A 14,642-nucleotide genomic window follows, 5' to 3' on the forward strand; every position below is an offset into this window, starting at 1 on the left:
CGTGCTATTTATCCTGTTGGCAAGCCAACGCACGATCTTGCATGACATACCAACAATCTTGTTTTTGCCTGCATATTTCGTGTTATATACTGTCTTCGGTTACTCTATTTCGCCATCCAATAATTGGCTTACGCCTTACGGTTAACTGTGGAGGTCGTTATGTATCAATGCTGGTTTGATAATAAAACGGATGCTGTTTTTGAAAATGGATTGACACCCAAACTCTCCCGCTATGTTATTAGCGACGATCCCAACTGGGAATCCGGCCACCATGTACACGAGACCGAAACGGAACTTATCTATGTCAAGAAAGGCGTAGTTAATCTTACCATTGACTCATCCAGTTATACCGCACGGACGGGTGATATCATTGCGATAGAGCGCGGTAGCCTGCATACGGTGGCGTCTGACACCTCATCACCCGCCACCACCTACACGTGTGCCGTTTATGGCTTTAAAATCAATGGACTGGAAGAAGGCCGCATTATGCAACCCCATTCATGCCCTGTCATTTCCACGGTTAAAAATAAAGAGGTGATCCGCAGCATTTTTCAGGAACTCAGTGTACTGCTACCACAGAAAAAAACGAATTCACTGCCCCTGGTGTACGATGCATTCAGCTATGCGTTAACTGTGATTTATTATGAAAACTTCAAGAATGCTTATCGAAATGATCGGGGGTATATAAGAAAGGATGTGCTTATCAAAGATATCCTGGTTTATTTAAACAATAACTATCGAGAAAAAATCACGTTAGAAAATCTGGCAAAAAAATTCCGGGCCAGTGTCAGTTACATCTGTCACGAATTTACCAAAGAATACCATATTTCACCGATTAACTATGTTATCAAGCGCCGTATCACAGACGCAAAATTTTCACTGACCAACACCGATCTCTGCCTGAACGAAATATCGTTCAGGGTGGGGTACGATAATGTTGATCATTTTACAAAATTGTTTATTCGTCACGTTGGCTGTTCACCGTCTGAATATCGAAAACAGTTCAAAAACGACCTCGATAGCCTGGAATATGTCACCCAGCTCGATGACCATTCAGAAATGCTGACGTAAATCGACCGCGTTATCATTAGTAAGCTACCATGATTCGGCACGGGTGATAGAACACACGCTCTGTATCCAAACAAGCCAGGCCAATAGCTCTCCACTCAGATAACAGCACACTCAGTTCACACCTCAGGGTGTGAACTGAGTGAATAACCGATTATTTATTCTGGTAATCTTTCAGAATCTGACGGCCCGCAATATAAATCATGATCTCATCGGTGCCGCCGCCAATTCGCTCACAACGGACATCACGCCAGAAGCGGGAAACACGCGCATCGTCGGTGTAGCCCAGGCCGCCCATAATCTGTATCGCATCGTCAATAACTTCCAGCGCGGTACGCGCACAGTACAACTTACACAGCGCCGCGCTGGTACGCAGCGACTGGTGCATATCCGCCTGCCATGCCACCTTCATCACCATATTGCGCATGTTCTCGATTTTTATCGCCATCAGCGCCAGCTTTTCCTGGATCATCTGGTTATGGCCGATAGGCTTGCCGAACGCAATGCGCTGGTTGGCGTATCTGGCGGCATCCTCAAACGCGCACTCGGCAAACCCGGTACTGCGCGCAGCGTTGATCAGGCGTTCCATCTCGAAGTTGTACATCACATTGAGAAAGCCCATGCCTTCTTCGCCGACCCTATCGCTTTCATCCACCTCGACATTGTCCAGATAGACTTCGCAGGTGCTCAGCATATGCCAGCCGATTTTATGCAGCGGGTTGATTTTGATACCCGGTTTATTCGATTCCACCCACCAGAGGGTGAACGCTTTTTTCGGATCCTTCGGTTCTGGATCACGCGCCAGTACCAGCATATACGGGTATTCTTTCGCCCCGGTGATGAAGGTTTTCTGGCCATTCAAATACACTTTGCCATTTTTGCGCGTATAAGAAGTGGTTGCGCTACTGTTGTCCGAACCCGCGCCCGGTTCAGTCAGCGCCAGCGCATAAGCCGGGTCGCCGGTGGCCAGCGTGCTTTCCGCCGTTTTACGCAACTGCTCCGCCGAGCCGAACCGCAGCATACTGTGAATGCATTGCCCATTGGTGATAAGAAACGCGGGTGCGCCGCATTTTGCCACTTCCATCAGCGCCAGCATCTGGGTGACATAGTCAGCCGGAATGCCGTTATATTCTTCTGGCACGCCCAACAGGGAAATACCGTTGTCAGACAACGCTTTCATGAACTCTTTGGGATACGTCCCGGTCTGATCGCATGTCCTGAAATATTCTTCCGGGAAATTATTGGTAATTAACTCGCGAATACTGGCAAGCAAGAGTTCTTGTTCTTCAGTTAAGGCAAAGTTCATCTTCTTTACTCCTATTATTGTTCTGCTTCAGGCAAAACAAATCCCATGACGTTGTCGTGAAACATTCTTTCATCCATCAATTTCAGATCGCCGGAAATAATGGGTGTGAAGTCCATTTGAGCCAAAATGTCTTTTTCCAGATCGACACCGGGTGCAATTTCGACCAAATGCAAACCATCTTCTTTCAACGTAAATACCGCACGTTCGGTGATATAACGGACATCGAGGCCCCGCTCCAGCGCTGTTTTCCCACTGAAGGTAATTTCCGGTATTTCTTTAATGAATTTTTTAACTTTCCCTTCCTGAGTAATGGTCAGCTTGCCATCCCCCACGGCGGTTTTCAGGCTACCGGCGGTCAGCGTGCCGCAGAAAATGATTTTCTTCGACGTGGCGCTGATATCGATAAATCCGCCGGTCCCCATGATCTTGCCGTTGAATTTGTGCACGCCGACGTTACCGTGTTGGTCGATTTCCGCGAAGCTCAGGTAGCACACATCCAGCCCACCGCCGTGGTAGAAATCAAACTGGGCGGTCATATCCAGAATGGCGCGGGTGTTCACATTGGCACCGAAAGCCACCCCCTGGGTGGTGATGCCGCCCACCGGGCCGGTTTCCACCGTCAGCACAAAATCGTCTGCGCACCCCTCTTCCCGAGCCACCAGGCCGATACCATCGGCAATCCCGACCCCCACATTCCCGACTGCGCCTTTGCGCATTTCAAACAGTGCGCGGCGAGCGACCAGTTTGCGCTGGTTCAGCGGGATAGCCATTTGCGTGCTGTCATCAAGGGTGAAGTCGCCGGAAATAAAGCGATTGACGGGCGCACCGCCATAGAGTTGCGTCTGGGCTGAATCAACCACCACGATATCCACCAGATAACCGGGGATTCGCACCGATTTGGGGTGTAGCGTGGCCTTTTTCACCATTTTCTGCACCTGCATCATCACGATGCCGCCATGATTGTGAACGGCTTGCGCGATCACTAATGCGTCCAGATACATCACCTCATCCTCAAACGAGGCATAGCCTTCACTGTCGCAGGTGGTGGCGCGGATAAAGGCGATGTTCGGCGCTATCGCCTTGTAATACAGGTATTCCTGGTTATCGATTTCAATCAGTTTGATCAGCTCTTCTTTGGTGACTTCGTTGAGCTTCCCGCCCTGCTGGCGTGGGTCGACAAAGGTGCCGACGCCGATATTACTCAGGATACCGGGCTGATGCGCGGCAGCGGCGCGCAGCGTCTGGGTCAACACCCCTTGCGGATAGTTGTAGGCAAAGATTTTGTTCTGCTCGGCCAGATCAGAAATTCGCGGTGACTGCCCCCAGTGACCGCACAGCGCCCATTTCACCAGTCCTTCCTGTGCCAGTGGGCTGATGCCGCGCTCAGCACGATCCCCCAATCCGGTCGGGCTGATTAGCGACAGGTTGCGCGGTGACTGCGTGGCTTTATATCTTTCGGATAACGCAGTAATTAATGTTGTGGCTTCAAGGATGCCGCCACCAGCGCCTAATACGCACAGCGTGGCTTCATCCGGAATATATTTAACGGCGTCTTCGGCAGATAATACCGGCACTCTGCCATTGACTCTTTTCGGTTTTTCCAGCTTCATAGCGACTCCTGACCCAGGCCGAATTGAATTATTTTTATTCAAAAATGAAATATACTGACGCAGTGCTAAATAATTTTCTTTGCGTGACATATAAAATAAAAATACACACATTCATTTTTGAATGAGGATATATTTACCATTACTTTCATTGCACTTAACGTTATCAATTCAGACCATTGATAATATGCGAGCGTTCGAGCCATAGTAATAATACTATTTCTCTCATCAATGATGCTATTTGATATTTATTTTATTCAGGCACCATAGTAGTACCTGAATAAATACGCCAATGCCTTTCAATCAGGCTTCATGCAAAATTCTCAGTACGTCTCTCAAATCTTTGATAGCTATCTGGCCGGGCGCGGACGCTTTTTTCAGGGCGCCGAACGTTGCCGACGACCCGAATACTTCCCCCGCCAGACGTGAAATTACCCCGTCTTTCGACATCGACATGGTGATGATCGGACGATCCGCATATTTCTCAGACATTTCCTGCGTGGCCAACAGCAACGTCAACACGTCGCTCTTGTTTTGTGGCATCAATGCAATCTTGGGAATATCAGCACCCAGCTCCTGCATTTTGCACAAGCGTTTGACGATCTCTTCCTTCGGTGGCGTTTTGTGGAAATCATGGTTGGACATCACGACCTTGATTCCGTTGGCATGCGCGTGAGCAATGGTGTCACTCACCAGTTGGTCACCGGTAAACAACTCCAGATCAATCATGTCCACAAGGCCACTGTCGATTAGCTGTTTATTCAGGGCAATATAGGCTTGCGGCGAAATATCTTTCTCACCGCCTTCTTTAGCGGTACGGAACGTAAAGAGAATCGGTTTCTCACGAATGATGGTGCGCAGCTTGTGCGCGGCATCCAGCACGCTGTCGATCTGTTCCACGCCATCAAAATGATCGATGCGCCATTCCAGAATATCGAAATCAAAATCCCGGTAGTAATGCGCTTCCGACTCTACGGAAGACACATCTTTTCCCATTAATGACACGATGATTTTGGGGGCACCTTCCCCTATCACCACACTCTTCACGGTTACGGTATTCATGTTGTTCCCTTAAAATTTATCCCCTGACCAGCACCGCCTGAGCGAACAGCGTGCTTCAGGCGGCCACCGCTGGGCAACTAACAGCCGACGCGGACCATCAGGCACCAAATCCCATCGCTTTTTTAACGTATTCCAACGGGAAGTCTTTTCCGGTCCAGAGTTTGAACTGCTCTGCCCCCTGCCACAGCAACATACCGTAACCATCAACGGTCTTACAGCCAACTTCCTGTGCCATCTGCAACAATTTGGTGATATGCGGGTTATATACGCATTCGGTAACCAACAAGCCTGGGCGCAACAAGGATTTATCCGTAACGATGCTCTCGTTTTCCAGCGGTTTCATCCCAAGCTTGGTGCCGTTGGTCAGGATGTCGGCGGTAGCGATAGCATCAGCGAACGCCTGTTGATCACCCAGATCGTGCACGGTAACCATGCAGTCGGTGTTGTCGTTCACGCGTTTGGCAAAGGCGAGCGCCTTTTCGTAAAACTCATCACGACGATTGAACAGCTTGATGGCCTTAATGCCTTCAATCGCCGCCTGAGCACCGATCGCGGTCGACGCGCCCCCGGCTCCGACCAGCACCATAGTTTTGCCTTTGATATCAAAGCCGCTTTCCTTGATGGCGCGGATATGCCCGGTACCGTCGGTGTTATACCCTTTGAGGTAACCATCATCGTTGACGATGGTATTTATCGCGCCGACCAGTTTGGCTGCTGGTGTCAATTCATCCACATAATCGCAGGCCAGCTGTTTATTGGGCATGGACACACCAGTACCACGCATTTTTAGCGCTTTAAGCCCTGCTATCGCCTGAGGGAAGGTGGTGTTATCCACTTCAAATGCCATATAGGTATAAGGTAACCCAACTTCTTCCAGCGCTTTATTCTGCATTTCCGGTGACAGGCTGTGTCTGATTGGATAAGCCATTAACCCAATCAGTTCATATTTTGCAGTTACATCCATTATAAACTCCTTACGCTATAAATATATTCTTGCCGCCTGCGCCATTATTATGATGACGAGGGGTTCTGCTTATGAATGTGATGGTCTATTACTGGCATTCTTCATCGAAAACATGTTTTCCCCCATCCGCACATCGTTTTCAGGAATATTGAACACTTTGTAATAGCGAACGAAAACGATAAATGCGGTGAGCAGCGATACCACGGCAAAACCAATATCCAGCAGAATGATGTATTTCAATTCAATCTTGGATAAATAACCGGTGATGATAGGAATCACGAAATTAGCCAGGCCGCCCATCAACATATAGAGACTGGTGACTTTTGCTTTGCTTTTTGGGAAGAACTCGGACATCACAGAAACGCCCAGTTGTAATAACCCACCGGCCGCAGAGAAGCCGATAACAAATGCGCCGACGTTACAAACCAGTGCGGAGGGATACAGATAAATCACCGTGCTGGCCACCACTGCCAAGGCAGAGTTGAACACGTTGGCCCAGACTGGGCGAACCATGCTTTTCAACAGCAGAGCGAAGACGAATACGCACACCAACGATCCCATGCTGTAATAAGAAATGGTCTTCAACGCGTCGGTTTCCGCCATACCGGCATAGGCTACGGCATATTTCGGCATCCAGACCACGATGACGTAAAAGGTGGAGAAGATGGCAACGCCGAATACAATCGATGCCACACCTTCCAACCAGACCAACGGCTTCTGATTCATCTGCGGCAAGTCTTTGATGGCATTGGCATCTGCCGTCTGGCTCGGGAATTTACTCCTTACTATAAGCAGCGATACCAGCAGGAACGCGATCCCCGGCAGGACAATGCCGTAGCCGTACCAGATATTGCTGGTGAGCAGGTAGCCGACCAGGACCGGATAGAACATTTGTCCGAAAGAAATCATGGCCTTGAGCAGAATAACGGCCGAACCGGACGTTTTGGGATAAGCCTCCATCAATGCCGGATAAGCGCCGGTATCCAAGGCAGCGTTGGCCACCCCCACGCAGACCGCGAGAATAAAAGCTACGATCAGGTTGGGGCTGGAAGGAATACCGAAAAAGAACAACACATACAGCGCTACCCCGATAAGAATTGACACGCGGCGGCCGAACTTATCGGAAATCACCCCGAAGAACAAAATACTGACCAATCTTCCCAGGCCAATACCTGAAATAAGATAGGCGATGCCTGCATTATCAGTTCCGAACTTTGCCGCCAGACTCGTCATATTCTGCGCCAGGGTGATGACGCTAATGCCATGAAGAAAATAGCTTAGATATATGCCGATAACAGCTAATAAAAATGGCGAATTGAAGGCCTTGTTCTGGCTCATGCTTCTCTCCGTTTATAGTGATTTTTTCATTGCACAGTTTTCATTGCATCATGTTCATCGCACAAGTCGTGCCTTGCTGCACAAGTTGCACAAATTGTTCCGGCAGTTTTATTTCTCTTATTTACTCCCCATGAGTTATACGCCCATGAGTTATACGCTTCGTAAAATATTGCTAAATTACTCTCTGTATTTAATGTACTCAGCAAGGGAAACAATGAACACGCAATATAAGGTTTTCGTTGCAAACTTTATTGCAGGGAACGACAGACCTCATTCAGTCAGCGTGTTGAAGATTTGTTTTCTCTTTTACAAAATCACCACATTATGATGCCAAAAAGCACAACCCTAAACATCAACAAGACAGAATAAAATAATGCGACACACTTCAAATTTATTTTTATGATTCGTGTGTGATAAGATTTTTTTCATGCCAACTATCGCCACGATAAAAAAACAGCACATTGTTATTGTGAGCCAGCTGGCATTAATACATAAAAGAGGAAAATGAGATGAAGTGACACCTCTCTCTCCCTCTTCGACTTCACGAGGCGAGAGATAACAGAGCCGCTCTCAAGTAACACCCTATTTACCTTTTCCTCCTGTATTTCATATTCAAAAAGACATGCTATTTTGCAGTTCACCATAATAATGTTGCAAACAGGACAAAGCGGCCTCGTTTTTACGGTCATACCCGTGTACACCATGACATAAATCCCACAGATAATCTGATTCTCATATATTTGCGGTATGTGGGTATTATCAACCGTATCGTTAGGCTACGCTCGTAACCAATACGGTAGTACCACCGGCAGGGATAGGCGCTTCATTGATCTGACGAGAACCCGAATGAACTTAAAACAACTACATTATTTCAAACGACTGGCAGAAAAACAGCACTACACGGAAGCGGCATCCAGCCTGAACATTACCCAACCCTCGTTGAGCCATGCCATCTCTGAGCTGGAAAAAGAACTGGGGGTCGCTCTGTTTGAACGGCATGGGCGCAACGTGCGAATTACCCAGAGCGGGAAACTCTTTTTACCCTATGTCGAAGGTGCGCTGCTTGAATTGGAAAATGGCCGCACGGCGCTGAGGAAAATGTGCGCGCCCCACGATGAAATCATCAATCTGGCGTTTATTTACACCATGGGGGAAACCGTGGTGCCGCAATTGATCGATCGTTTTATTCATATTCCAGAAAATACGCATAAACGCTTCGCTTTTTTTCAGGGCACCACACTGTCGATCGTGCAGGATCTCAAGGAAGATAAATTTGACATGGCGCTGTGCTCCCATATTCCAGACGAGTCAGACATTGAATTTATCCCGGTGATCACTCAGGAACTGGTGCTGGTGACCTCACGCGACCACCCACTGGCGCAACGCCATCGCAGTGAAATCGATCTGGAAGACGCCATCGCCTATCCGTTCATCTTTTTCTCCCAGAAAAGCGGGCTGCGGCAGTTTATCGACAAAATCTTCATGCAGAAAAAACTGATCCCAGAAATTGCCTGCTATGTGGAGGAGGATACGGCGATGGTGGGCCTGGTTAGCATCAACTACGGTATCGCGATCATGCCACGTATCAGCACACTGTCGCACTCCAACGTACAGGTGATGAAAATTCGCAATCCAGGCCAGACGCGCTACGTCTATCTGGCGACACACAAAGAACGGACGCTGTCGCCAGCAGCGGAATCTTTTAAGCAGTTCATCCTAAGCACCTGCCCGTCGATAGCATTGGCATGACGGTGTCCGACGTCAGAGAACTGAAATAAACGAAAGTGGCCGTAACCTCCCGGCGGGCCTCAGGCACCAATCTGATTCATGCTGATGGAACAGCGACGGGCTTCCATATCGCGGTAGCCAATAAACAGTGCGGTCAGAAAACCAGCCGCCGCCAGGCCAACGTCAAACCACATAATGCTGGCGATGCTGAGTTGCGACAACCGGGCAGTGACCAACGGAATCGTAAAGGTCGCCAGACTCCCCGCGCTGTAATAAATGGCGGTGGCTTTCCCTTTGGCATTGGGAAAACGCCGCGCCATCAGCGTTAACCCCAGTTGTAACACCCCTCCCGCCGCAGAAAAACCGATCACAAAGGCAAACACGACCACCACCTTAACACTGGGATACAGGCACACCACCAACAACGCGATGAAAGACAGGAAGGTGCAACCTATCAGCACCAGACTCGAATGGGTACCGTTCCTCGCCAGTCCCGCGATAATCACCACGCCAGACAGCGAACCGATGGTGTAGAGACTCAGCAACTTGATTGCCATTTCATAAGGCATGCCCGCCACAAACTGCCCGTACTGCGACAACCATTGACTGATCAGGTAGAACGTTGCCATAGCGATGTAACCGTAGAAGGTAAAACTGGCGAGATCCAGCATGGCACAGGCATGGTGTTCTTGCTCCGCCAGCACTGGCTTAATCTGGGCGTCGGCCCGTTTGGCCTTATCGGTTTGCGGGTGATGCGGCGGAAACGGATACCGGAACAGGCACACTGCATTTAACATCATGATGCTTGCCGCCAGCAGGAACGACCAGCCGAACCAAAGATTAGCCCACACCAGTACACTTATCACCAACGGCAGAAGAAACTGCCCACCGGAGACAAACGCTTTGATCAGGATATTGGCGGTACCCGGACTGTTGGGAAACGCCTCCATCAGTGACGGATAAGTCCCGGAATCCAGAAAACTGTTGGCCACGCCAGCCAGTAACCCAAAGCAGTAAGCCAGGATAATATTGGTCGTGCCGAGGATGCCCAGGAAAAACACCAGATAGCATGCGATACCAAGATAGATAAAAGGCTTACGACCAAATCTATCGGACAGCGTACCGGCAATCATTAACAGGCTTAACCGACCAATCCCCAACGAAGAAATGACCACAGATACCCCAGCGGCATCGGTGTGCCATTGCTGTTCCAGATGGTGCATGTTCAAGCTCATCAGGATAACGCCCATGCCATGTACCAGATAATTGAGGTACAAGCCAAATGCCGTTGGTATATAGGGATTTTTCATACGGGACCTTCGGTTCAGAAAAGGATGCTGTCATTAAGCGGCATGTCCTTATTCTCCCCGGATACCCATTCATCAATGGGTATGATACAGAGAGAGCGCAGCCTTCTCATGGCACATCACCTGGCGTCATGCAGACAAAAAAGCCTACGGTCTTGTCTGCCCATAAGGCACATTTAATTTCAGGTATTCCATACCTTTTTCATGCTATCAATTCATTCTCAAAATAAATAATTCCTTTTTCAGTCACAATTCATAGATTCTTTCTATAGTGAAATTTCATGAACCACTGCACATAAAAAAATGAATTATTCGAATTTACTCATACAAATAAAAACACAAATGCAACATTTCAATCGTTATTTAATCGCATTTTTGGCTATACCCCCTCCTTAACTATTAACAGACAACACCCTTACGTATTGGCAGCAAAGAAAGGGTATCTGCCCATGCTTTTCATTATGAATCTGCGCATTACCCTGTCGGTCATAAAATAAAATGCAAGATTGTATGTTTTCTTATAAAAAAGGGGGGAATACCCGTTTCTCTTGCCAATCAGTCTTTCCTCATAATAATGGTTTACATATTTTTCCGATGGCCCAATTCCATTCACGAGACAAAACCGGATGTCTGACCAACACAGGCTGACCACACCAGATTATATCGGGCTATACAGAACTACACCGAACTGCACCGCTCTATACCGAACTACACCGATGCTCTACCAATGCCTTCACCTACAGGCACCCGCGCTACGCCTGTATCTGGCGCGCAATGGCGCTATGTCTGGCAATATCGACATAGGTGTTAGCCATTAACACAATCGTTCCAGATCACGCGAATAAAGCTCATTGGCGACAGATTGATACACTTTCCACTCCAGGAAATCGCCATCGGGATAAACAGAAAGGAAATCATTAAAATCGGTAAAGGAACGCATGGTGTTATTGCCAATGCGGTTATTTATTTTTTCAATTATTGCGCTAATTCTCCGCTTTCTCTCCTGATTCATTGATTCAAACTGCTCAACAATCAATACAGGTATTTCCTGTTCTCCCCGTTCCCACATAACCCACTGTTCGGTATTCCCATCGTTAGCAATATAGTATGCAGCCTCATCCACACTCAATAGAAAAAGCTGGCGCATTGCCAGTAGTTCAAGATGATTCATGATGCATGACTCCGAAATTACCAGGGTGAGAGAGGAATTAAATATCACCTTCATTCTTAAGGCGGTATGATCATTATCACACTATCCCGAAGAAAATAGTGTGGCTATCTCTCGTCATATTTCAAGAGACAAGACAGTGGCGTGCAAGATAGTGAGGTTTCAAATAACGATTCGGGATATAAGCCGGAGCAATATTGCTCCGGTTTATACCGTAATAAAGCACGCAGATACCTTATTCCCGGCCCTGCGCATGCCAGACAATCTTCGTGACTTTCCAGTTTTTAAGAATATCGTCGGACGGCATCAACCCTTCAGGGCCATTCCAGTCGCCAGAAAACAGGTAACTCACGTGTTTACCCTGCGGTGCCACACACTCCACACTGCGAGCATCCGCGCCTTGTCCCGGCTGACAAACGCCAAACGCTTTGCTATACAGTGAGCTGAACTCATCACCGATTTTTACGCCCCACTCGCTGGCGATAGCTTTATCCGTCACGGTCACCTGTTTTACCTGGCCTTTTGGCGCGCCGCTGATTTCCAGTTTGACGCTGTCATCCTTAAGCGCTTCATAGATAGAAACCAGTTTGCCGTTACGGGTTTCCATACCGCCACGCAGGCGATAGTCGCCATCCAACGCCTTATCCAGAGCAGACTCCAGCATGGGAGTAGAGGCATTAATATCACCCACACCCGCGTCCGACACCGTCAAGCGGTGACCAAACCAGTTGAACGGCGACAGACTGGACCAGGAAAAACCAGACAGGGTGCTGCACCCTGCCAGCAACAGCGGGAAAGCCAGAAACAACGGACGCACTTTTGTCACACTCGACTCCTCAACATAAAACGGTGCCGACCCACAGTCGTCAGCCCTGATAGTGCTGGCTGTTGGAGTCCACCCCCGGCAAAAAGTGCCGTAAATATTCGCGCGGGTTTATTCACGGCGCGCACAATGGCGCCAAGATTACCATTGTTCGGCACAACGAGGAAAATCTGACGCCAGGAAAGCTGCCGTACGAGGTGATAAGGTGGGGATAATCAATACTCCTGATCTTCAATCAAACGCTTACCCAACGTAATACTATCGACCAGGTCGTAATTCATCTTTTCATACATGCTGATGACGGCGGTGTTGTTCTGGCGCACCATCAGGTGAATCTTCGGGCAACCACGTGCGATCAGTTTTTTCTCCAAACGGCTGATCAACGCATTGGCGATACCACGGCCACGGTAATCAGGATGCACCCCCAGATAGTAGGCAGAACCGCGATGCCCATCGTAGCCGCCCATCACGGAACCCACGACCTCACCGCCCACTTCCGCCACCAGAAACAGGTCGGGGTCATGGTTGAGCTTACGCTCAATATCCATTTCCGGATCGTTCCAGGGACGCAGCAAATCACAACGCTCCCAAAGGGTGATCACTTCTTCAAAGTCATCTTGCCTGAATATGCGGATTTCCATTGCTGCTCGCCATCTAGAGTCAATCGGTTATTCCTGATTATCCCGCGATTCATCGCAGACGCAATATCTCCGTCATACACTTTTCAACCGCAGGCTGATAATTCACGCCAGCGACATTTTCGGTAATGGGCGACGTGGCGAAGTCCGATATACTAAGGCCAGAATCAGCCCGGGCAGGAAATCCGCCCTCACTGCCTTTCACTATCATGATAAGGGACATTATGAGTTCACCGGACACCAACGCTATCAAGCATTTTCTGCTCGGTTTGCAAGACACCCTGTGCCGACAACTGGAACTGGCGGACGGTACCGCCAGCTTTATGGAAGACGCCTGGCAGCATGCCTCCGGCGGCGGTGGGCGTAGCCGTGTTCTGCGTCAGGGGCGCGTATTTGAACAAGCTGGAGTGAATTTTTCTCACGTCTCAGGTGCATCGCTGCCACCCTCTGCCAGCACCCATCGTCCCGAGCTGGCAGGACGCAGTTTCCAGGCGATGGGCGTGTCGCTGGTCATCCACCCGCTTAACCCTTATGTGCCAACCAGTCACGCCAATGTCCGCTTTTTCATCGCCGAAAAACCGGGTGAACCGGCGGTATGGTGGTTTGGCGGCGGGTTTGATCTCACCCCGTTCTACGGTTTCGAAGAAGACGCCGTCCACTGGCACCAGACCGCGTTTGACTTGTGCCAGCCATTTGGCGATGACGTTTATCCGCGTTACAAGAAATGGTGTGATGATTACTTTTTCCTCAAACACCGTAACGAAGCGCGTGGTATCGGTGGTCTGTTCTTTGATGACCTCAACACGCCGGATTTCGACACCAGCTTTGCTTTCATGCGCGCAGTCGGTGAAGGGTTCCAGCACGCCTATCTGCCTATCGTCAATCGCCGCAAAGATATCCCGTGGGGCGAGCGGGAGCGTCAGTTCCAGCTTTACCGCCGGGGCCGTTATGTGGAATTTAATCTGGTATGGGACCGGGGGACCTTGTTCGGCCTGCAAAGTGGTGGCCGTACCGAATCTATTCTGATGTCGATGCCGCCGCTGGTACGCTGGGAATACCAGTACCAACCCGAGCCAGACAGCCCGGAAGCCTCGCTGTACCGGGACTTTTTACCCGCTCGCGACTGGCTTAGTGTCGCAACATCGCCGGAGTCACACGGATGAGTGCCATCTGGGTCGATGCCGACGCGTGCCCTAACGTCATTAAAGAAGTGTTATACCGTGCAGCCGATCGTACCTCGACCCGGCTGACACTGGTGGCCAACCAGCCGCTCAGAACGCCGCCGTCACCACACATCCACAGCCTGCGCGTGGCCGCCGGGTTTGATGTTGCGGATAACGAAATTGTGCGTCGTGTTCAGCCTGGTGATCTGGTGATCACCGCCGATATTCCGCTTGCTGCTGAAGTGCTGGCAAAGCAGGCTATCGCCCTCAATCCACGTGGCGAGCGCTACACCGCGGATACCATCCGTGAGCGGCTGACCATGCGGGATTTCATGGATACGCTGCGCGCCAGCGGCGTGCAGACCGGTGGCCCGGCGGCACTCAACCAGCGTGACCGCCAACAGTTCGCCAACGAACTGGAGAAGTGGTTACGCCAACAGGCGTAAAAAAACCGGCAGGTCACCCTGCCG

At 49.6% G+C, this 14,642-nt stretch carries 13 protein-coding genes; 4 read left to right on the top strand and 9 right to left on the bottom strand.

Features of this window, described 5'->3' with window-relative positions; genetic code table 11:
* The first annotated feature begins 159 nt into the window (after window positions 1-159).
* Entirely contained in the window at window positions 160-1,071 is a 912-nt protein-coding gene (locus tag FAZ14_RS08410; RefSeq protein WP_016942291.1) for an AraC family transcriptional regulator, read from the top strand.
* A 151-nt stretch (window positions 1,072-1,222) separates the two neighbouring features.
* Here the strand turns inward: FAZ14_RS08410 and FAZ14_RS08415 are convergent, their stop codons facing one another.
* The 5 genes from FAZ14_RS08415 to FAZ14_RS08435 form a co-directional block, all read right to left on the bottom strand.
* Window positions 1,223-2,374, bottom strand: coding sequence for an acyl-CoA dehydrogenase (locus FAZ14_RS08415; RefSeq protein ID WP_016942292.1), 1,152 nt, complete (start codon window positions 2,372-2,374; stop codon window positions 1,223-1,225).
* 14 nt (window positions 2,375-2,388) lie between these two features.
* Window positions 2,389-3,984, bottom strand: a complete 1,596-nt coding sequence (locus FAZ14_RS08420; protein WP_016942293.1) for an acyl CoA:acetate/3-ketoacid CoA transferase — start codon at window positions 3,982-3,984, stop codon at window positions 2,389-2,391.
* Window positions 3,985-4,284: 300 nt separating this feature from the next.
* A complete protein-coding gene (aroD, locus tag FAZ14_RS08425; protein WP_016942294.1) occupies window positions 4,285-5,043 on the bottom strand; it encodes a type I 3-dehydroquinate dehydratase in 759 nt (252 codons plus the stop codon).
* A 97-nt stretch (window positions 5,044-5,140) separates the two neighbouring features.
* A complete protein-coding gene (ydiB, locus tag FAZ14_RS08430; protein ID WP_016942295.1) occupies window positions 5,141-6,007 on the bottom strand; it encodes a quinate/shikimate dehydrogenase in 867 nt (288 codons plus the stop codon).
* Between the two features lie 69 nt (window positions 6,008-6,076).
* Window positions 6,077-7,345: an MFS transporter gene (locus FAZ14_RS08435; protein ID WP_016942296.1), complete on the bottom strand. Its 1,269-nt coding sequence runs from the start codon at window positions 7,343-7,345 to the stop codon at window positions 6,077-6,079.
* An 846-nt stretch (window positions 7,346-8,191) separates the two neighbouring features.
* On the opposite strand from FAZ14_RS08435, the gene FAZ14_RS08440 reads away from it, so the two are divergent.
* Window positions 8,192-9,094 (top strand): LysR family transcriptional regulator, encoded by a 903-nt coding sequence (locus FAZ14_RS08440; protein WP_016942297.1) that lies wholly within the window; start codon window positions 8,192-8,194, stop codon window positions 9,092-9,094.
* 59 nt (window positions 9,095-9,153) lie between these two features.
* Here the strand turns inward: FAZ14_RS08440 and FAZ14_RS08445 are convergent, their stop codons facing one another.
* The 4 genes from FAZ14_RS08445 to FAZ14_RS08460 form a co-directional block, all read right to left on the bottom strand.
* Complete coding sequence (locus FAZ14_RS08445) at window positions 9,154-10,383, bottom strand: MFS transporter (protein ID WP_153508347.1); 1,230 nt, start codon at window positions 10,381-10,383, stop codon at window positions 9,154-9,156.
* An 811-nt stretch (window positions 10,384-11,194) separates the two neighbouring features.
* Window positions 11,195-11,551, bottom strand: a complete 357-nt coding sequence (locus FAZ14_RS08450; protein ID WP_153508348.1) for an Aca2/YdiL-like domain-containing protein — start codon at window positions 11,549-11,551, stop codon at window positions 11,195-11,197.
* 232 nt (window positions 11,552-11,783) lie between these two features.
* Window positions 11,784-12,374, bottom strand: coding sequence for an RpoE-regulated lipoprotein (locus tag FAZ14_RS08455; RefSeq protein ID WP_153508349.1), 591 nt, complete (start codon window positions 12,372-12,374; stop codon window positions 11,784-11,786).
* Window positions 12,375-12,586: 212 nt separating this feature from the next.
* Entirely contained in the window at window positions 12,587-13,012 is a 426-nt protein-coding gene (locus FAZ14_RS08460) for a GNAT family acetyltransferase (RefSeq protein ID WP_016942301.1), read from the bottom strand.
* Window positions 13,013-13,233: 221 nt separating this feature from the next.
* Between FAZ14_RS08460 and hemF the strand changes: the two genes are divergently transcribed.
* Both hemF and FAZ14_RS08470 read left to right on the top strand, forming a co-directional pair.
* Complete coding sequence (gene hemF, locus FAZ14_RS08465) at window positions 13,234-14,172, top strand: oxygen-dependent coproporphyrinogen oxidase (RefSeq protein ID WP_016942303.1); 939 nt, start codon at window positions 13,234-13,236, stop codon at window positions 14,170-14,172.
* Window positions 14,169-14,618 carry a YaiI/YqxD family protein gene (locus tag FAZ14_RS08470; protein WP_016942304.1) on the top strand — a complete coding sequence of 150 codons (450 nt, stop codon included), beginning with the start codon at window positions 14,169-14,171 and terminating at the stop codon, window positions 14,616-14,618. The genes hemF and FAZ14_RS08470 overlap by 4 nt, the downstream gene beginning before the upstream one ends.
* Window positions 14,619-14,642 lie beyond the last annotated feature (24 nt).

Source organism: Dickeya oryzae, from assembly GCF_009372235.1.
Taxonomy (GTDB): domain Bacteria; phylum Pseudomonadota; class Gammaproteobacteria; order Enterobacterales; family Enterobacteriaceae; genus Dickeya; species Dickeya oryzae.

What these genes read in the sequence shown, in the direction of transcription:
- FAZ14_RS08410 (WP_016942291.1), top strand. Translation starts at nt 160, where the DNA reads ATGTATCAATGCTGGTTTGATAATAAAACGGATGCTGTTTTTGAAAAT.
- FAZ14_RS08415 (WP_016942292.1), bottom strand. Translation starts at nt 2,374, where the DNA reads ATGAACTTTGCCTTAACTGAAGAACAAGAACTCTTGCTTGCCAGTATT.
- FAZ14_RS08420 (WP_016942293.1), bottom strand. Translation starts at nt 3,984, where the DNA reads ATGAAGCTGGAAAAACCGAAAAGAGTCAATGGCAGAGTGCCGGTATTA.
- aroD (WP_016942294.1), bottom strand. Translation starts at nt 5,043, where the DNA reads ATGAATACCGTAACCGTGAAGAGTGTGGTGATAGGGGAAGGTGCCCCC.
- ydiB (WP_016942295.1), bottom strand. Translation starts at nt 6,007, where the DNA reads ATGGATGTAACTGCAAAATATGAACTGATTGGGTTAATGGCTTATCCA.
- FAZ14_RS08435 (WP_016942296.1), bottom strand. Translation starts at nt 7,345, where the DNA reads ATGAGCCAGAACAAGGCCTTCAATTCGCCATTTTTATTAGCTGTTATC.
- FAZ14_RS08440 (WP_016942297.1), top strand. Translation starts at nt 8,192, where the DNA reads ATGAACTTAAAACAACTACATTATTTCAAACGACTGGCAGAAAAACAG.
- FAZ14_RS08445 (WP_153508347.1), bottom strand. Translation starts at nt 10,383, where the DNA reads ATGAAAAATCCCTATATACCAACGGCATTTGGCTTGTACCTCAATTAT.
- FAZ14_RS08450 (WP_153508348.1), bottom strand. Translation starts at nt 11,551, where the DNA reads ATGAATCATCTTGAACTACTGGCAATGCGCCAGCTTTTTCTATTGAGT.
- FAZ14_RS08460 (WP_016942301.1), bottom strand. Translation starts at nt 13,012, where the DNA reads ATGGAAATCCGCATATTCAGGCAAGATGACTTTGAAGAAGTGATCACC.
- hemF (WP_016942303.1), top strand. Translation starts at nt 13,234, where the DNA reads ATGAGTTCACCGGACACCAACGCTATCAAGCATTTTCTGCTCGGTTTG.
- FAZ14_RS08470 (WP_016942304.1), top strand. Translation starts at nt 14,169, where the DNA reads ATGAGTGCCATCTGGGTCGATGCCGACGCGTGCCCTAACGTCATTAAA.